Here is a 16,280-nt window from a genome sequence, read left to right on the forward strand (position 1 = left end):
CCAGCCCCGGCTGCCTCCCGCGCTGAGGATGCGGCGCTCGGCCAGGACGCGCGCCACCAGCCGGGCCTCTTCCGCATGCCCTTGCGTCCGGGCGGCCGGGCCCTCGCCGTGGCGCACGGCGCAGAAGGGCTGGCCGAACTCATCGCAGAAATGGACGGCCGCGTACTTGGCCTGGGTCAGGGCCAGGATCGTGCTGCAGGCCTGCAAGAGGGCTTCGCTGAAGGGCTTGTCGGCGAAAAGCTCCAGGGACATCCGGTTGAGCAGGACCAGCCGCTGGTAGCGCGCGGCCAGGCTCGGGCCGGCGGGCGCGGCCGCGGCCGGGGCAGCGGTGGCGACCGGAGGCGCGACCGGCCCGCGGGAGGTCAAGGCGTGCGGGTGGGGGCCGCCCGAGTCCCGCGTGACCCGCGCCGCTTCCCGGGCCAGGCGCACCAGCTCGCAGGCGCCGCCGCAGAGGCCCATGGTGTGGGAGACGCCCGCGCTGGTCGGCAGGCGCGTGCTGTGCCGCAGGGCCTCGTAAAGGCCCCGCGCCCGCTCCTGGGCGGTCAGCAGCCCGGCCTGGGGCAGGAGCAGGCCCAGGCTGTCCGGACCGACGCGGCCCAGCCACTCCGTGGCGGCCTGCCGCGGCCGGAGGAACTCGGCCAGCAGGCCCAGGACCTGTTCGGCCATCTCCTCGCCTTTCTTCCGGCGCAGCTCCTCGACGCGCTCGGAGCGGAACACGATGAGGCCGGCCTCGGCCGTGCCGGAGAGCTCGGACTCGATGAGGCGCAGGAAGAATCCCTCGCTGTAGACGCCGAGCTTGGGATCCAGGATGCCGCGCTGGGAGGCTTGGACCGGGAAGACCCGGGCCAGGACGGCCAGCATGCGCACCTCGGGAGCGCCGCCCGCCGCAAGCAGCTCGGCGCAGAGGGATTTCACGTCGCGGCGCGGGTCCACGGCCGGCCTATCGCTCATGATTGCGAGATTCTATCAAATCCAGGGTGGGCCCTTAGCGGCGGCCGGACTGGGCCGAAAGGCCCTTTTCTGGGCCCGGGCGGCTCGCTAAAATACCATCGTTCATGAAGAATCGGGCGTTCCTGCTTGCGCTCATGCTGGCGGCGCTGCCCTGCCGGGCGGGCGAGCTCGAGGCTTGGAAAGCCTCCGCCTTTGCAGCCCCTCCCGGGCTGAGCTCCGATGCGCTGTCCAAGGGCTTCGGCCTCGCCATGAAAGGGGCCCCTTCTTTCGCCCTGCCCGACATCTTCCCCCGCTACGAGATCCTGCCGCAGGGCTTACCGGTGCCGGGCTTCCAGATGAAGTCCGCGGGAGAGGTGGTGGCACGCCTCGACCTGGCCAAGGACATGGACAAATACCTGGCCACGGGCCTGGTGTTCCGGACCCGCCGCGGCAAGGCGTTCCATGTCGCGATGAACCGGGTGGAGAACTGCGCCGACGGCTCGAACAAATGCGGCGAGCAGGACAAGTACTTCATCCTTTTCACCCCTGACCAAGGCGAGCTGCGGTCGGCCAACGCCTATGCGATCGCCAACTACTCGGTCTTCAAGTCCGGCAAGAAGGACATCGCCTTCGACCAGGACGGCGTCGTCTATACGGTCAAGCTCCGCCTCTCCGGGATGAGCGTGGAGGCGGTCCGCGCCGGCACCTTGGAGGTCACCTGCAGCCGGCAGGTGGTCTTCACAGCCACGGTCAACCAGCTCATCGACGCCCTGTCCAGCCAGGCGGGCACGGTGGACATGGGCAAGCGCTACATGGCGTTCCTGGGCCGGGACCTTTACCAGACCCAGGGGCAGGACGCCTATTTCGGCAAGACCGCGAGACTCAACCTGATCCCGGCGGGCGCGCAGAACGTCACCGAGATCTACACCTTGCCCCTGTCCGGCATGACCGCCAGCGGAGTCGTCTACCCGTCGTTTGCGGGCTACGCCTTCCGGCAGATTCCCGGCCAGGCCGTGGAGATCTACAAGCTCGACTGACCCCGGGCCCGCGCCGGGCTCAGGAGCAGCAGGACGACTTGCCGCCTTCCCCGCAGCCGCAGTCCGGCGGTCCGCCCGTGATCATGCCGTTGATGATGGCGTTGGCGCAGCCCACCCCGGCCTGCACGGCGATGGCGCCCGCCGGGCAGTTTCCGGCGCAGGCCCCGCATTCCATGCAGGCGTCGAGGTCTCGGACTTCGGCCTTCTTCCCCTTGAGCGCGATGACCTCATGGGGACAGACATCGAGGCAGAAGCCGCAGCCCGTGCAGCCCTCGGGGTCTATCTTCAGCGTGGAGATGCCCTTGAGGTAGCGCATCATAGCCTCCCTGCGATGAGCAGGACCAAGCCGGCGAGGAAAGAGACCGCCATGGGCCGCGCGAAGAGGGAGATCTCGCGGTTGACCCCGCTGGGGGAGGTGAATGTCGTCGAGCCTGTGAAATTGAGCGCCAGGAAAGCGGACAGGGCCGGCAGCGCCAATATCTCGCCCAGCAAGACCAAAGGGTTGGCCGGCCAGAACCACGCCGCGGCGCCGGCCCAGAGGAGCCCCAGCGTCCAGCCTTTCAAGGCGAAAGAGCGCGGCGGCAGCCAGGGCAGGAGCGCGGGCACGAGCACCGTGCCGGTCAGTACCGCGCCCAGGATGGGCAGGACATGGGCCAGCAGGCCGCCCAGATTCCCGTGCCGGAAACCCAGGAACCAGATCGCCGCCAGCGCGGCGTAGGCCAGGAAGTACTTCAGCGCCTGCAGGGATTCGATAGGGGTGAGCATGAGGCGCTCGGTCGCGGGGAAGGAGACCGTCCGCATCGCTTGGTCCGCTTTCATCCCATCCTTCAGGAAGGTCTTTATGTCTTGCGCCCGGACCGGGCCGTAGACCACTCGGAAGCCCGTCTGTTTGGCGACCTCATGGGCGGATACTCCGGGCGCGCCGAGCTGGGGCACGATCAAGGTGCGGTGGCGCACCACCGAGCCCAAGTCGCAGACCGCGATGCGCCAGGCCAGCTCCTTGGTCCCGAACGTGCCCTTGCCCGCCGCGCACCAGACGTTGATGCCCCGGGTGTTGAGGACCAGGATCCAGGCATCCATGCCGTCGAGAGCGCCGCGCAGGACGTCGAAGGAGAGCTTGTAGTTGGCGCTCACGAACACCGGCGAATCGGGACCGGGACGGCCCAGCGCGTAGAGGTCGGGCAGGACCCGGTAGCGGGCGCGGCCGAAGCCCCAGCGCGCCAGGATCCCGCGGGTCCTGTCCCAAAATGAGATGGATGAATCGGTCTTCAGCATGGAGCCTCTAGGGACACTGGATGATGCCCTGAGCCCAGAGGCAGCCGCCGCACGTCGCCGGGAAGTCGTTGCCGGCGCAGTCCCGCTGGTTCTCGTCGACGAGGTCGCAGCCCCCGCAGACGTGGCACGGGGAGAAATCGAAATCCGCCACCTTCTGCCGGAAGGAGGCGTAGTCTTCCGCGTCCCAGATATCCCGCAGGCTGCTCAGGGTGATGTCTCCGGGGCTGTAGCTTCTGACCGTCTTCTTGCGGCGCTGGAAGTAGGTTTCATGGGAATGCATCAATCCCATGCAGGGCGCCACCTTCCCGTCCCATCGGATGCACGCGCATCTCTCCCGGATGAAGCGGCATTCGTCGACGCGGGTCCCGATCCTGTCGCCCATGAGCGAGACGTCGTCATGCCCTGCCAGCAGCTGCCAGAGGGCTTCCTTGGTCGACTCGTTCGCGTCGATCCGGGGCAGGTCGTATCTCATTTTCCCCGGCGTGGAGGCGAAAGTGCCCAAGGTGATGGCTTGGTTGCAGACCATCTGCAGTTCCATGTCGGGGTTGTATGGGATGACGTTGCTGACCGATATGAGGTCCGCGCCGACCCGCCTGGCCAGCTCCCCTATGTCCTTGAGGTCCAGGAGGTTCCTGCGCGTGACTACGAACGCGATGCCCAGTGCTGTCTTGCGGTCGGACTCCCGATGCATGTCCCGCAGGCGCTTGAGGCTGGCGACCACATCGTCGAAATGCGCCCCCTGGCGAATGTGCTCGTGGTTGGGACCCTCCGTGCCATCGAAAGATATCCACAGGCGGTCCAGTCCGCCTTTCAGGAGGCCCTCCAGCATCCGGTCGTCGAGCAAGGTCCCGTTGGACACCATCTCCACCTCGGCCTTGAGGGTCTTGAGGCTCACGATCATGGACAGGATATCGGGATGCAGCGTGGGCTCGCCGAAGCCCCCCAGCATGACCGAGCCGAGGTGCGGGAACCGGCGCAGGTCCGCGACGATCTTCCGGAAGACCGCCGGGGCCATGTCCCCCTGGGGCTCGCTCCAGGTCTGGCGGATGCAGGTGCGGCAGGAAAGGTTGCATCTCGAGCTGGGCTCGATGTAGACTTTGGCGAGGCTGTGGATGTTCGGGCGGACCTTGATATGGCCGCGCTCGACGATCAGGTCCAGCCGGGCTCCGGGCTCGAGCCCCAGCTTCCTGGCGACGTCTGGAGGAAATACGACGGCGTCCTGGCCGCGCGCTTCAGCCTGTGATTTCCCCACACTTCCTCCAGTCGATGCTTCGCTGGAAATAGAACGCCACGTTCACCAGGCCGATCATCACCGGGACTTCCACCAAGGGCCCTATGACCGCGGCGAAGGCGGCTCCGGAGTTGATGCCGAACACGGCGACCGCCACGGCGATGGCCAGCTCGAAGTTGTTGCTGGCGGCCGTGAACGACAGGGTGGTCGTCTTGCCGTAGTCCGCCCCGGCCTTGTGCCCCAGCCAGAAGCTCACCAGGAACATGACCGTGAAGTAGATGAACAGCGGGATGGCGATGCGCACCACGTCCATGGGGATGCGCACGATCAGGTCTCCCTTCAGGCTGAACATCACCACGATGGTGAACAGCAGGGATATCAGCGCCAGCGGGCTGATCTTGGGGATGAAGACGGCCTCGTACCACGCCTTGTCCTTGATCTTGAGCAGGGCGAAGCGCGTGATCAGCCCGGCCAGGAACGGGATGCCCAGGTAGATGAACACGCTGTGCGCGATCTGGCCCATGCTGACCTGGACCACGCTTCCGCTGAGCCCGAACAGCGGGGGCAGGACCGTGATGAACACCCAGGCATAGGCGCTGAAGAAGAGCACCTGGAACACGCTGTTGAAGGCGACCAGGCCGGCGCAATACTCGGTGTCGCCTTTGGCGAGGTCGTTCCATACGATGACCATGGCGATGCAGCGCGCCAGGCCGATCATGATGAGGCCGACCATGTATTCCGGGTAGCCGCGCAGGAATGTGATGGCCAGCAGGAACATCAGGATGGGGCCGATCACCCAGTTCTGCAGCAGGGACAGGCCCAGGACCTTCTTGTTGCGGAACACGTCGCCCATCTCCTCGTATTTCACCTTGGCCAGCGGCGGGTACATCATCAGGATCAGGCCGACGGCGATGGGGATGTTGGTGGTCCCGACCTGGAACCGGTTGATGAACGCCGTGGAGGCCGGGATGAAGTACCCGATCCCGACGCCCGCGGCCATGGCGGTGAATATCCACAAGGTGAGGAACCTGTCGAGCCAAGACAATTTTTTGGCGACGCCGTCGCTCATGATCTCCTCCGGTCCGAAAGATGTTCCGGCAGACTTAAGACGAACTCCCTGATCTGGTCGCGCACCCGCCTGAAGACCGCCAGCACTCCCTCCTCGTTCCCCTGCGCGGCGGCCGGGTCTTCGAAATCCATGTGCAGAACCTCGGTTTTGCCGGGGAAAAGCGGGCAGCTTTCCCTGGCGTTGTCGCAGACCGTGATGACGTAGTCAAAATCCACGTCCTTAAGCACGCTCACAGGCTTCGTTTTTTGGGCCGAGATGTCGACCCCGGCCTCCTTCATGACCTGCACTGCCAGGGGATGGAGCTCGACCGGCTTGACGCCGGCCGAATAGGCCTCGAACTTGTCTCCATGGAGGTGTCTGGTCCAACCCTCAGCCATCTGGCTGCGGCAGGAGTTTCCCGTGCAGAGGAATAGGATTCTCATAGGACTTGGAATATATATCTCAGCGTGAAGTATATGCCCAAGGAGACAAGGACGACGCCGGTCGCGGGGCGGGCCCAGCGCTCAAGAACGGCGGCCTTCTCGTAGTTCCTGGCCACGGCTGCAGCTCCGCCGGCTGCGGCCGCGGCGAAGCAGAGGACAGGCAAGCCAGTGGCGATGCCGTAGACGAAGGGCAGCCAGGCGGATGATCCGCTCCTCAGGGCCAGAGGGATGAGCGCTCCGAAGAAGATGGCGGCCGAAACGGGGCAGAAGGCCAAAGCCAGGAGGAACCCCATCCCTGCCGAGCCGAGAGCCCCGCCGCTGACAAGCCTGGATGTCCAGGCTTCGCTCGGCCGCCAAGCCCCGAAGCTCAGGGGCAGCAGGCCCAACAGGACGACTCCGGTCAAGATCAGGACCGGGCCGAGAGCCTTGTTGATATAGCGCTGCAGGAGGTCCGAGACCAGCGGGATGGACAAGCCGGCCAGAGCTATGAGCATGGCCAACCCGGCATAGGCCGCCGCGCGGCCCACGGAATATGCGGCGCCGCGACCTGCGGCGCCGCGGCCGGAGGGGGTCCCGCGCAGGCAGAAGGAAAGGGCGGCGATGTTGGACGCCAGGGGACAGGGGCTTATGGAAGTCAATATCCCGAGCCAGAAGGCGGTCGCCGCTTCAACCATAGCTACTCCAGGAAGCTCTCCGTCTCCTCGCGCACGTAGGCCATGAAGGCGGTCTTGTCGCCGAGGTGGTCCCACACGCCGTTGAGGACCTTGTGCCGGGTCTCCTTGCCCCCCGCCTCCGAGACCAGCACGAGCGATTTGGTGTAGAGCCCGTAGTCCTGGATATAGTGTCGGTGGGCGGACTCCTCCACATCGACGACCTCGAACCGCAGTCGGCCGGAGTCTAGTGCCTTGCGCAGGCCGGTTTCGATGGCCTCCCGGGAGTACTGCTCGATCTTGACGCAGTTCGAGCACCGCGCGTGGCCGTGGCAGTAGCGGGCGATGACGACCCGCCGCTCGGCCTTCTTCGGTGCCCGCAAGGGCGCGGGCCGGGGCTCGGCCTTCGCCTGCGCGGCCGGCGGCGCAGGCGCCGCCGGAACCTGGGGGACGGGACGGCGCTCCTGGTAGACCGCGAAGACGACGCTGAGCCCCGCGAAAGCCAGCAGGCCCCAGCCCAGAAGGCGCTTCATGGCTTCCGACACCTGCACGGGTTGGCCCGCGCCCAGACCTGGCGCAGGTCCGTGAGCATAGAAAGCGGCGGGAAGCTGATCGCCTCGGCCTCGCAGAGCCCCTTGCAGTTGCTGCAGCCGACGACGCATTCTAGGGGCCGGGCCACCTTCGTCTTCCGGGCGCCCTCGTCGAAATCGTAGACCTTATGGCCGCAGAATTCGAAGGCACTTGGCCTCGTCCACGGTCGGGTTCCAGGGGATCTTCTCGCGCGGTATGCCGCTCCATTCCTTGATCATTTCAGCCACTCCTTGACCATCTCGGCCGTCGGCGCCTTGCCTTCGCAGACTTTCTTGCCGTCGATCATCACCGCGGGCGTCCACATCACCCCGCGTCCCACGATCTCCTGGATGTCCGTGATCTTCACGATCTCCGCATCTTTCCCCAGTTCCGCCAGCACCTCGCGGATGACCTTCTCCGCGGTGTGGCACTTGGGGCAGCCTGTGCCGAAGACTTCTATCTTCATCCGACCTCTCCCCCTCCTGCGTCAGAACAGGAAATTGAACAGATACCCCACGACCAGGATCCCCGTGCCGACCACGCCGATGAACACGGCGATGAGCCGGGGCTTGAGGACCTTGCGCAGGATGATGGTCTCGGGCAGGGACAGTCCGATGACGGCCATCATGAAGGCGAGCGCGGTCCCCAGAGCGGCCCCCTTCTCGATCAGCGCCGAGATGACGGGCACGATGCCTGCCGCGTTGGAGTACATCGGTATGCCTATCGCGACCGCGGCCGGGACGGACCACCACGCGCTCTTCCCCATGAGGGAGGCCATGAAATCCTCGGGGACGTAGCCGTGGATGCCGGCTCCCACCGCGATGCCGGCCAGGACGTAGGGCCACACCTTGCCGACGATGGCGCGGACCGCTTCCCGACCGGCCTCGATGCGGTCCGCCCACGGCTGGGATGCTTCCAGCGCGTCTTCGGCCGCGCGTGTCTTGTAGACCCAGTCTTCGACATGACGCTCCATCCCGAGGCGTCCGATGACCCAGCCCGCGGCGATGGCGATTGCGACCCCGGTCCCGGCGTAGAGCAGGGCGACCTTCCAACCGAAGAGGCCGAAGAGGAGCACCAGGGCGACCTCGTTGACCATGGGTGCGGAGACCAAAAATGAGAAGGTCACCCCCAGCGGGACTCCGGCCGTCACGAAGCCGATGAAGAGCGGTACGGCCGAGCAGGAGCAGAACGGGGTGACGACCCCCAGCAGCGCGGCCAGCACGTTGCCCGCGGACTCGCGCTTGCCGGCCAGCATCCGGCGGGTGCGCTGGGGCGTGAAGAAGGTCCGGATGATGCCCATGGCGAAGACCACCAAGAGCAGGAGCATGAGCACTTTCGGGGCCTCATACAGGAAGAACTCAACGGCGGAGGCAAGCTTCGTTCCCTGCGGCAGCGACAGCAGACCGTAAGTGAGGCGGCGCGAGAGCGGCGCCAGGTTCAGGTAGACCGCCAGCCAGAGCAGGAGGGCGGCCAGGCCCCTGACGGGCGCGTTCATGGCGTCCGTCGCCTCTTGAGTTGTCGGCGGCAGATCTCCTCAGGCTCGATCCTGAGGATGGCGCGCAGCCTCTGGCGGTCTTCCTTCAGACGGGAGGAGCCGGCGACGGCCGAAGCGACCCAACTGCGCGCCACCGCCGCCGGGTGGCCGCGCTCCGCCTCCGTCAGCCGGCAATGGATCCAGCGGCCTTCTTTTTCCGTCTCGATCAGGCGGGCCTGCCGCAATATGGACAGGTGCTTCGAGATGGTGGAAGGAGAGAGGGCGACGATCTCCGTGATCTGGCAGACGCACAGCGGCCGGTCCGCCAGCAGCGCCAGGATGCGCACGCGTGTGGCGTCGGCCAGGGCCTTGGAAACGGCCATGAATTCATTCAGGGCTTGGTCGCTCATATCCTATTATTCGCCATATAACGAATTATAGCATATCCATCTTCGGCGAGGATTACTTTTGTAGAATACGGGCCTAAGCCCAAGGAGGACGCATGCTGAGCCTGATCTTCCTGCTCGCTTTCCCTATGACCCCAGCCCGCGCGGCTGAAGACGACCCCTTCCTCTGGCTGGAGGAAGTCCAGTCCCCCAAGGCCATGGACTGGGTCAAGGCCCACAACGAGAAGTCCGTCGGCCTGCTGACCAAGGGTTCCCGTTACGCCAAGATAGAGGATGACGTGCGCCGCATCGTCATGGCCAAGGACCGCATCCCCATGCCCAGCCTGGCCAACGGCTGGATCTACAACTTCTGGCAGGACGCGGAGCACGTGCGCGGCATGTGGCGCCGCTGCCGGCCCGAGGAGTACGCCAAGTCCGAGCCCAAATGGGATGTCCTCCTCGACATCGACCGCTTGAACAAAGAGGAAGGCCAGGACTGGGTCTGGCACGGCGCCGCCTGCCTGCCCCCCGCCCACGAGGACTGCCTGGTCTATCTCTCCCACGGCGGCAAGGACGCCTCCGTGGTCCGCGAGTTCGACGTGGCGCGGGCGACCTGGGTGGCCGGAGGCTTCACCCTCCCCGAGGCCAAGACCAGCGTGTCCTGGCTCGACAGCGGCCGCGTCTTCGTGGGCACGGACTACGGCCCCGGCTCCATGACCGAGTCGGGCTATCCGCGCATCGTCAAGCTCTGGACCCGCGGCCAGGCCCTGTCCCAAGCCAAAACCGTGTTCGAGGGCGAGGCCAAGGACGTCTCGGCCCATGTCGCGACCCAGTTCCGGCCCGAAGGCGCGGTCACCTTCGTCACCAAGCAGATGACCTTCTGGACGGCCAAGCATTGGGTCCTCCAGCCGGACTTGAGCCTCAAGCCCATCCCTTTTCCGGACGACGTGGACTTCCAGGGCGTGTTCCAAGGCCAGCTTTTGGCCATCCTGCGCTCGGACTGGAAGCGCGGCGATGTCACCTTGCAGGCCGGAGCCTTGGTCTATCTGCCCCTGGCCAGCCTCTGGGACGCCCGGCCCGAGCTTTCGGCCGGCTATGTCTGGGTGCCGGACGACCGCTCTTCTGTCGTCGGAGTCTCATCCAGCAAGGACTTCCTGTTCCTCGACGTGCTCATGAACGTCCAGGGCCGCGTGCTCCAAGTCACCCGTTCGCCGAACGGCGCCTGGGGCGGCCGGCCCGTGCATCTGCCCAGCTTCGGCATGGCCTCGGTGCGGGCTCTCGACGACTTCGATACCCGCGTCTACTTCGGCTATGAAGGATTCCTGGAGCCGACCACCCTCTACTCCTTCGACTCCTCGCGAAGCGCCGTCGACCCCCAGCCGGTCAAGAGCCTGCCCGCGCGCTTCGACGCCAAAGGCCTGAAGGCGGAGCAGTTCGAAGCCGTCAGCGCCGACAGCACGAAGATCCCTTATTTCCTGGTCCACCGGGAAGGCCTGAAGCTCGACGGCTCGCATCCGACCATTCTCTACGGCTACGGCGGCTTCGAGATCCCCATGACCCCGGCCTACCTCAACGACACGGGCAAGGTCTGGCTGGAGGCCGGAGGCGTCTACGCTTTGGCCAACATCCGCGGCGGCGGCGAGTTCGGCCCCAAGTGGCACGAGGCCGCTTTGAAGGAGAACCGCCAGCGCGCCTTCGACGACTTCATCGCGGTGGCCGAGGACCTCATCCGCCGCCAGGTGACCTCGCCGCGGCGCCTGGGCATCATGGGCGGCAGCAACGGCGGGCTCCTGGTCGGCGCGACCTTCATCCAGAGGCCCGAGCTGTTCCATGCGGTGGTCTGCCAAGTCCCCCTCTTGGACATGCTGCGCTACACCAAGATCGCGGCCGGCCCCAGCTGGGTCGGCGAATACGGAGACCCTTCCGACCCCAAGATGGCGGATGTCATCCGGCGCTATTCGCCGTACCAGAACATCAGACGAGAGGCCAAGTACCCCGAGGTCTTCTTCCTGACCTCGACCAAGGACGACCGGGTAGGTCCCGTGCACGCGCGCAAGATGGCCGCGCGCCTGGAGGCGGCCGGACACCCGGCGCTGTACTGGGAGAACATCGAGGGCGGGCATGGCGCGGCCGCGGACCTGGAAGAGCGGGTCAAGATGAAGTCTTTGCAGTACGCCTACCTCCTGCGCCAGTTGGCCGACTAGCAGGCTGCTGATAGACCCGCAAGCGGAAAGGACCGTGTCCGGACACAGTCCTTTCGGTAGCGGGCAACAGTCCGTCCCCGAACTGGCGAGCCGAAGGCTCGCCAGTCGCGCCGAAGGCGCCATCCACCGGCCGGTCTGTCCGACTGGTTCTGCCGCCCCGCTTCGCGGGTCGGTTGCGGGCGAGCTAGCGCTCGCCCGCTCGCAAAACGGACTCTGTCAGCACCCGGCTGGCGCACGGCTAAAGCCGCTGTCAGGCCTCATGGCCTACATCCTCGTGGGCCATAATACGCGGCTGTCCTAGGACTTACGTTTCTAGGGGAATATGACTTCTAATGATATTCTCTCCCCTATGCAGAATAAAAAGAACACCCAGCTTGCCATCACCATCCTCCCTCTGGCCGTCCTTCTTCTCCCCGCAGCCGTGTTCGCGGGCGCGGTCAAGACCGGCCAGGCCGTCGTCGCCCCGGGGGTCCCCGGGCTGACCGGCAACTCTCTGAGCCGCCCCACGGTCTCCGGCTCGGGCCTCAACACCCTCTCCGGCGGGCTGCAGTTGAGCCTGACCCCGAACCTCGCCTTCCCCGCCGCTCCGGCTCCCGCGGTCCACGATCAGGCCGTCTCACCCATCGCGCCGATCCAGGCCGCTCCCGGGCTCGGTTCTCCGGTCGTGCTCCAGGCCGCGCCCGAGATGACGGCGCCGACGCCCCTCGGCCAGACCGAGGCTGCGCCCACGGCGCTGGGCTCCGTGCAGACGGCAGCTCAGACGATGCAGGCTCCGGAGACCAAGTCCGCTCCCTCCGGCCTGCGCCGCTTGTTCGGGCGGCTTTTCGACGGCTCCGCGGCCAAGTCCGCCGAGTCCGACGGCGACTCCGCCGTCTCGGGCAAGGACTCCGCCAACGGCTCCGATCTGAGCCGGGCCCCGAAAGCGGTCTTCTCCGCCGCTCTGGCCATCTGGAAGGCGGCCGGCGCTCCCGCGGAGCCGGAGCTCCAGGTCAAGCAGAACAGCGGGGAGCTCTCTGACGTGGGCGCGGAGCGCGACCTCGTGGAGGACGCGCAGGTCCAGACCGAGGCGGTCAAAGTCGACCTGCCCGAGCCCGTGGCGGGCGCGGACAAGGTCGGCCTGCAGCGCTGGATCGTGACCGGCGGCGTCAAGTACGCGGCCTTGGTCAAGGGCGGGGTCTTCTGGGTCGACCAGACCGGCAACGTGTTCCTCTATCGCCGGGCCGCGGCCGAGACCGTGCGCATCGCGGTGGCGCCGGGCAAGCTCGGGCCCGTGACCGTGAGCGAGGACGGCAAGTTCGTCTACGCGGTGGTGGACGGCCGCCTGCAGCGCTGGGAGCTCAAGGACAAGGATATCTCCGCCAAGTCCGTGAAGGCCGAAGGCGTGGACGCCTCCAAGATCCAGGCCTTGGAGCCCCTCAACGCCGAGGACGCGGACAGCCAGGGCGACGGGGTGCAGATCCTCACGGGCGACCAGCGCCTCTACTGGGCCAAGTCCAAGCTCGTGGCGCAGAGCGAAGGCGTGGAGCAGATCACCAAGAACGGCTCCTTGCGCTCCGGCATCGTGCCTGCCGGCCGCTCCCTCTATACGGAAAAGCTGGCCGGGGCGACGCGCGTCTGGCTCAAGCCCTATTTCGGCAACGAGACCAAGCTCGAGGACCTGGGCTCCTTGCCTTTCGACGTGAAGGCCATCGTGGCAGGCCCCAGCCGCGGCACCTACTTCGCCGCGGTCGCGGAAGGCATCCTGGAATGGGACACCAAGACCCGGCGCTACCGGCTCTTCTCCGTGCCGGGATTGGACACGGCCGGGCCGGTGGCGCGCCTGGACGTGGACCGCGAGGGCCGCGTCTTGTTGGCCGGCAGCCACAGCCTCATCCAGGCCGAGCTCGCTCCCGCGCAGGAGTTCCTGGCCAGCCGGGCCGCGGAAGTGCGGCTCTGGGCGCAGGACAACCCCATGTACGTCAAGGACGGTTTCCTGCACATCGGCGACTTCACCTTCCCCATCGGCAAGAGGGCGGCCAAGGCCAAGCCCTGGTACGTGCGGGACGCCGCAGCCATCAAGCGCATCTTGGGCATCGGTAGCCGGGTCCCGGCCGAGTTCGCGGAACTCGGCATCAATGAGAAAGACTGGCAGGCCTTGAACCTGCCGACCAACAAGCGCCTCATCTACGACACCTTGAAGGGCTTCTCCATGAGCCAGCATATCCTCTACATCGGCGAGACCGGGGGCGGCAAGACCTGGATCGCGGAGAAGATCGCCCAGCTCACGGGCAACGAGCTGTGGATGGTCTCCATGAACGAATACACGCGCAACAAGGACCTCATCGCGCGGGAGACCTTCGGCGAGGAAGGCAAGAACAAGACCGGCCTGACGATGTCTACGGTGCTGCGCTGGATGACCGAGGGCGGCGTGCTGCTGCTCGACGAGATGCACAAGCCCTTGGAAGGCATCGCGGTGCTCAACAACATCCTGCAGAACGGCGAGTACCGCCTGCCCGACGGCCGGGTCATCAAGTACGACAAGAAGAAGTCCTGGGTGATCGGGACCATGAACCCGGTCAAGCCTCCCTATAAAGGCGAGCCCCCCTCCGGCGAGCTCCAACGACCTGCGCAAGGTCTATCCGGAGATACTCCCCCTGCCCATCGCCCCGCGCACGCTGATGCACATCGTGGAGCACGCGCAGAAGTACCCCAACGACAGTATCGTGGATATCTTCACCAAGACCTACAACCCCGCCTCCATCGTGGAGGATCCGGCCATCGAAGAGGCCATCACCAGGGTCCTGGAGGCGCACGACCTTTCCGGGACCGGGGTCAAGACGCAGCCCAAGCCCGCGCCGGCGCCCAGTCGAGTCGACGAGGATGAGGATCCGTTCTGAGAGGATGAGGATCTAGGAGGATGATCTTGAGACGGAGCCTGCTGGCGGCGGCCCTGGTCTCGGCGCTCTGCGCGCCGAGCCAGGCCGTGGTCCGCTCCGTCTCGGTCGTGGAACCCGGGCCGACCGGCGCTCCCGCCGGCGGCGTAGGCAGCTTCAAGAACCCCGGCTCAGGCGGTCTTTCCACCGTGACCCCGCTCAAGCTGGGGCTCGACTCCGCTTTGGGCGCCGCGGCCGCTCCTCAGGTCAAGACCGCGCCCGGGCTGGTCCCGGCTGCAGTGCAGCCGGCTCCGGTTTCACAGGTCCTCGCACCCGAGCTCAAGGCGGAGGCTCCCGTCGCCGAGGCGGCGCCCGTCCCGGCCGCGGCTCAGGACGCCGCCAAGTCATTGGCCGAGGCCAAGGAGAAGAAGGAAAGCGCGCCCGGGCTGTTCCGGCGCATGTCCAGGCTCTTCGACGGCGGGCGCCCAGCGCCCCCGGAGCCCGTCCTGGCGGATTATCTTCAGAGCGCGCCGCAGCTGCCTCTGGCTCCGGTGGACCTCCTGCCGGCCTGGGCCAAGCTCGTCTCGGCCCCGGTCCGGCCTCAGATCCGCTTCCAGCTCGACAGCCTGGAGAAGTGGGGCGCGGGCGCGGGCACGGTGCGGCCCATCACCGTGACCGAAGGCCGCGCTGAGCTGCCGGCCCAGGACGTGTTCGAGGCGCAGGGACTGGTTCAGAAGGCCTGGTCTTTGCCGGCCGGAGCCCGCCAAGCCAGGCTGGTGGATTCCAAGGTCTTCTACGTGGATGCCCAGGGCCGCCTGGCGGTCCAGGACCGGGACTCGGGCCAGACCAAGACCTATCAGGCGGCCTCCGGCAAAGTGGAGCGCTTCCTGGTGGACGGCTCGGAAGAGGTCTACGCGGTGGTGGACAAGAGGCTGGAGCGCTGGCGGCTCAACCGCCTCGAAGCGGTCCAGATAGCCGGGGACGATTTCGACGCCGGGTCCATCGGGGCCATGGTGAACAAGGAAGAGGACGAAAAGGGCACCGGCTTCTCGCTCTATTTCCCGGGCGGACGCGTCAGGTGGAGCCAGCTCGGCGTGGAGAAGTACCTGGGCGGCCTGCGCCTGACCAAGGACGGCTCGGCCAGCGCAGGACTGATCCCTGCGGGCGCGGGGCTCTACTACCGCGTGCAGGACGGCAAGACCACGCTTTGGAAGGGCTCCAATGCCTCCAACGAGGTCGACGAGCTCGGAGACATGCCCTATGCCGCGGTCTCCGCGGCTCGCGTGCCGGGACGCAACGCGCTCGTCGCGGTCACGGCCGAGGGCGTGGTGCAGTGGGACCTCGACAGCCACAGGTACCGCCTTTTCCGGGTGCCGGGCCTGGCCGAGGCCGCGGCGCGGGGCGATCTGCTCATCCAGAGCGCCGCGGACCGGGTGTTCCTCTCGGCCGCGGGCCGCGTCATGGAGCTGAGCCTGCCGCGGCTCGACCAAGAGGTCACCAGCGCGGACCGCACGCGCGTCTGGTCCGAAGCCAACCCCATGTTCGTGAAGGACGGTCTCCTGCACATCGGCGACTTCACCTTCCCCGTCACGAAGAAGGCCCCGGTCCCGCAGTCCTGGCGGCAGCGGCTCTCGGTGGCCGTCAAGCGCGCCTTGGGCCGGCCGGTCCCGCCGCAAGCGGTCCTGGACCTGGGCATCAATGAGAAGGACTGGCAAGCCTTGAACCTGCCGACCAACAAGCGCCTCATCTACGACACCCTGAAGGGCTTCACCCTCAACCAGCACGTGCTCTACATCGGCGAGACCGGGGGCGGCAAGACCTGGATCGCGGACAAGCTCGCCAAGCTCACCGGCAACGAGTTGTGGATGGTCTCCATGAACGAGTACACGCGCAACAAGGACCTCATCGCGCGGGAGACCTTCGGCGAGGAGGGCAAGAACAAGACCGGCCTGACGATGTCTACGGTGCTGCGCTGGATGACCGAGGGCGGCGTGCTGCTGCTCGACGAGATGCACAAGCCCCTGGAAGGCATCGCGGTCCTCAACAACATCCTGCAGAACGGCGAGTACCGCCTGCCCGACGGCCGGGTCATCAAGTACGACAAGAAGAAGTCCTGGGTGATCGGGACCATGAACCCGGTCAAGCCTCCCTATAAAGGCGAGCCCCCCTCCGGCGAGCTC

Annotated in this window: 15 protein-coding genes; 4 read left to right on the forward strand and 11 right to left on the reverse strand. The window is 66.6% G+C overall.

What is annotated here, in order from left to right; genetic code table 11:
• Positions 1-951, reverse strand: a 951-nt coding sequence (locus tag NTY77_00090; protein MCX5793878.1) for a hypothetical protein, incomplete at its 3' end; no start/stop codon positions are given.
• Between the two features lie 104 nt (positions 952-1,055).
• Between NTY77_00090 and NTY77_00095 the strand changes: the two genes are divergently transcribed.
• Positions 1,056-1,967 carry a hypothetical protein gene (locus NTY77_00095; GenBank protein ID MCX5793879.1) on the forward strand — a complete coding sequence of 304 codons (912 nt, stop codon included), beginning with the start codon at positions 1,056-1,058 and terminating at the stop codon, positions 1,965-1,967.
• Between the two features lie 19 nt (positions 1,968-1,986).
• On the opposite strand, the gene hgcB is transcribed toward NTY77_00095, so the two are convergent.
• The 10 genes from hgcB to NTY77_00145 form a co-directional block, all read right to left on the reverse strand.
• The gene (gene hgcB / locus NTY77_00100) at positions 1,987-2,286 is read right to left on the reverse strand and encodes a mercury methylation ferredoxin HgcB (protein MCX5793880.1); all 300 of its coding nucleotides are present in this window, start codon (positions 2,284-2,286) and stop codon (positions 1,987-1,989) included.
• A complete protein-coding gene (hgcA, locus tag NTY77_00105; GenBank protein MCX5793881.1) occupies positions 2,283-3,242 on the reverse strand; it encodes a mercury methylation corrinoid protein HgcA in 960 nt (319 codons plus the stop codon). The genes hgcB and hgcA overlap by 4 nt, the downstream gene beginning before the upstream one ends.
• A 7-nt stretch (positions 3,243-3,249) precedes the next feature.
• Positions 3,250-4,494, reverse strand: coding sequence for a radical SAM protein (locus tag NTY77_00110; GenBank protein MCX5793882.1), 1,245 nt, complete (start codon positions 4,492-4,494; stop codon positions 3,250-3,252).
• Positions 4,475-5,542: an ACR3 family arsenite efflux transporter gene (gene arsB / locus NTY77_00115; protein ID MCX5793883.1), complete on the reverse strand. Its 1,068-nt coding sequence runs from the start codon at positions 5,540-5,542 to the stop codon at positions 4,475-4,477. The genes NTY77_00110 and arsB overlap by 20 nt, the downstream gene beginning before the upstream one ends.
• Entirely contained in the window at positions 5,539-5,964 is a 426-nt protein-coding gene (locus tag NTY77_00120) for an arsenate reductase ArsC (GenBank protein ID MCX5793884.1), read from the reverse strand. Before NTY77_00120 ends, arsB begins: the two co-directional genes overlap by 4 nt.
• Positions 5,961-6,638 carry an aromatic aminobenezylarsenical efflux permease ArsG family transporter gene (locus NTY77_00125; protein ID MCX5793885.1) on the reverse strand — a complete coding sequence of 226 codons (678 nt, stop codon included), beginning with the start codon at positions 6,636-6,638 and terminating at the stop codon, positions 5,961-5,963. Before NTY77_00125 ends, NTY77_00120 begins: the two co-directional genes overlap by 4 nt.
• Before the next feature lie 2 nt (positions 6,639-6,640).
• Complete coding sequence (locus NTY77_00130) at positions 6,641-7,147, reverse strand: nitrophenyl compound nitroreductase subunit ArsF family protein (GenBank protein MCX5793886.1); 507 nt, start codon at positions 7,145-7,147, stop codon at positions 6,641-6,643.
• 272 nt (positions 7,148-7,419) lie between these two features.
• The gene (locus NTY77_00135) at positions 7,420-7,650 is read right to left on the reverse strand and encodes a thioredoxin family protein (protein ID MCX5793887.1); all 231 of its coding nucleotides are present in this window, start codon (positions 7,648-7,650) and stop codon (positions 7,420-7,422) included.
• Positions 7,651-7,671: 21 nt separating this feature from the next.
• Positions 7,672-8,679: a permease gene (locus tag NTY77_00140; GenBank protein ID MCX5793888.1), complete on the reverse strand. Its 1,008-nt coding sequence runs from the start codon at positions 8,677-8,679 to the stop codon at positions 7,672-7,674.
• A complete protein-coding gene (locus NTY77_00145; GenBank protein ID MCX5793889.1) occupies positions 8,676-9,068 on the reverse strand; it encodes a metalloregulator ArsR/SmtB family transcription factor in 393 nt (130 codons plus the stop codon). The genes NTY77_00140 and NTY77_00145 overlap by 4 nt, the downstream gene beginning before the upstream one ends.
• A gap of 92 nt (positions 9,069-9,160) precedes the next feature.
• Here NTY77_00145 and NTY77_00150 point away from each other — a divergent pair, with 92 nt between their 5' ends.
• From NTY77_00150 to NTY77_00160, 3 genes are all read left to right on the forward strand, one after another.
• Positions 9,161-11,248, forward strand: coding sequence for a prolyl oligopeptidase family serine peptidase (locus NTY77_00150; GenBank protein ID MCX5793890.1), 2,088 nt, complete (start codon positions 9,161-9,163; stop codon positions 11,246-11,248).
• A 349-nt stretch (positions 11,249-11,597) separates the two neighbouring features.
• Positions 11,598-14,111, forward strand: a complete 2,514-nt coding sequence (locus tag NTY77_00155) for an AAA family ATPase (protein MCX5793891.1) — start codon at positions 11,598-11,600, stop codon at positions 14,109-14,111.
• A 39-nt stretch (positions 14,112-14,150) separates the two neighbouring features.
• Positions 14,151-16,280, forward strand: a 2,130-nt coding sequence (locus tag NTY77_00160; GenBank protein MCX5793892.1) for an AAA family ATPase, incomplete at its 3' end; no start/stop codon positions are given.

This window comes from Elusimicrobiota bacterium (assembly GCA_026388095.1).
Classification (GTDB): Bacteria; Elusimicrobiota; Elusimicrobia; order UBA1565; family UBA9628; genus UBA9628.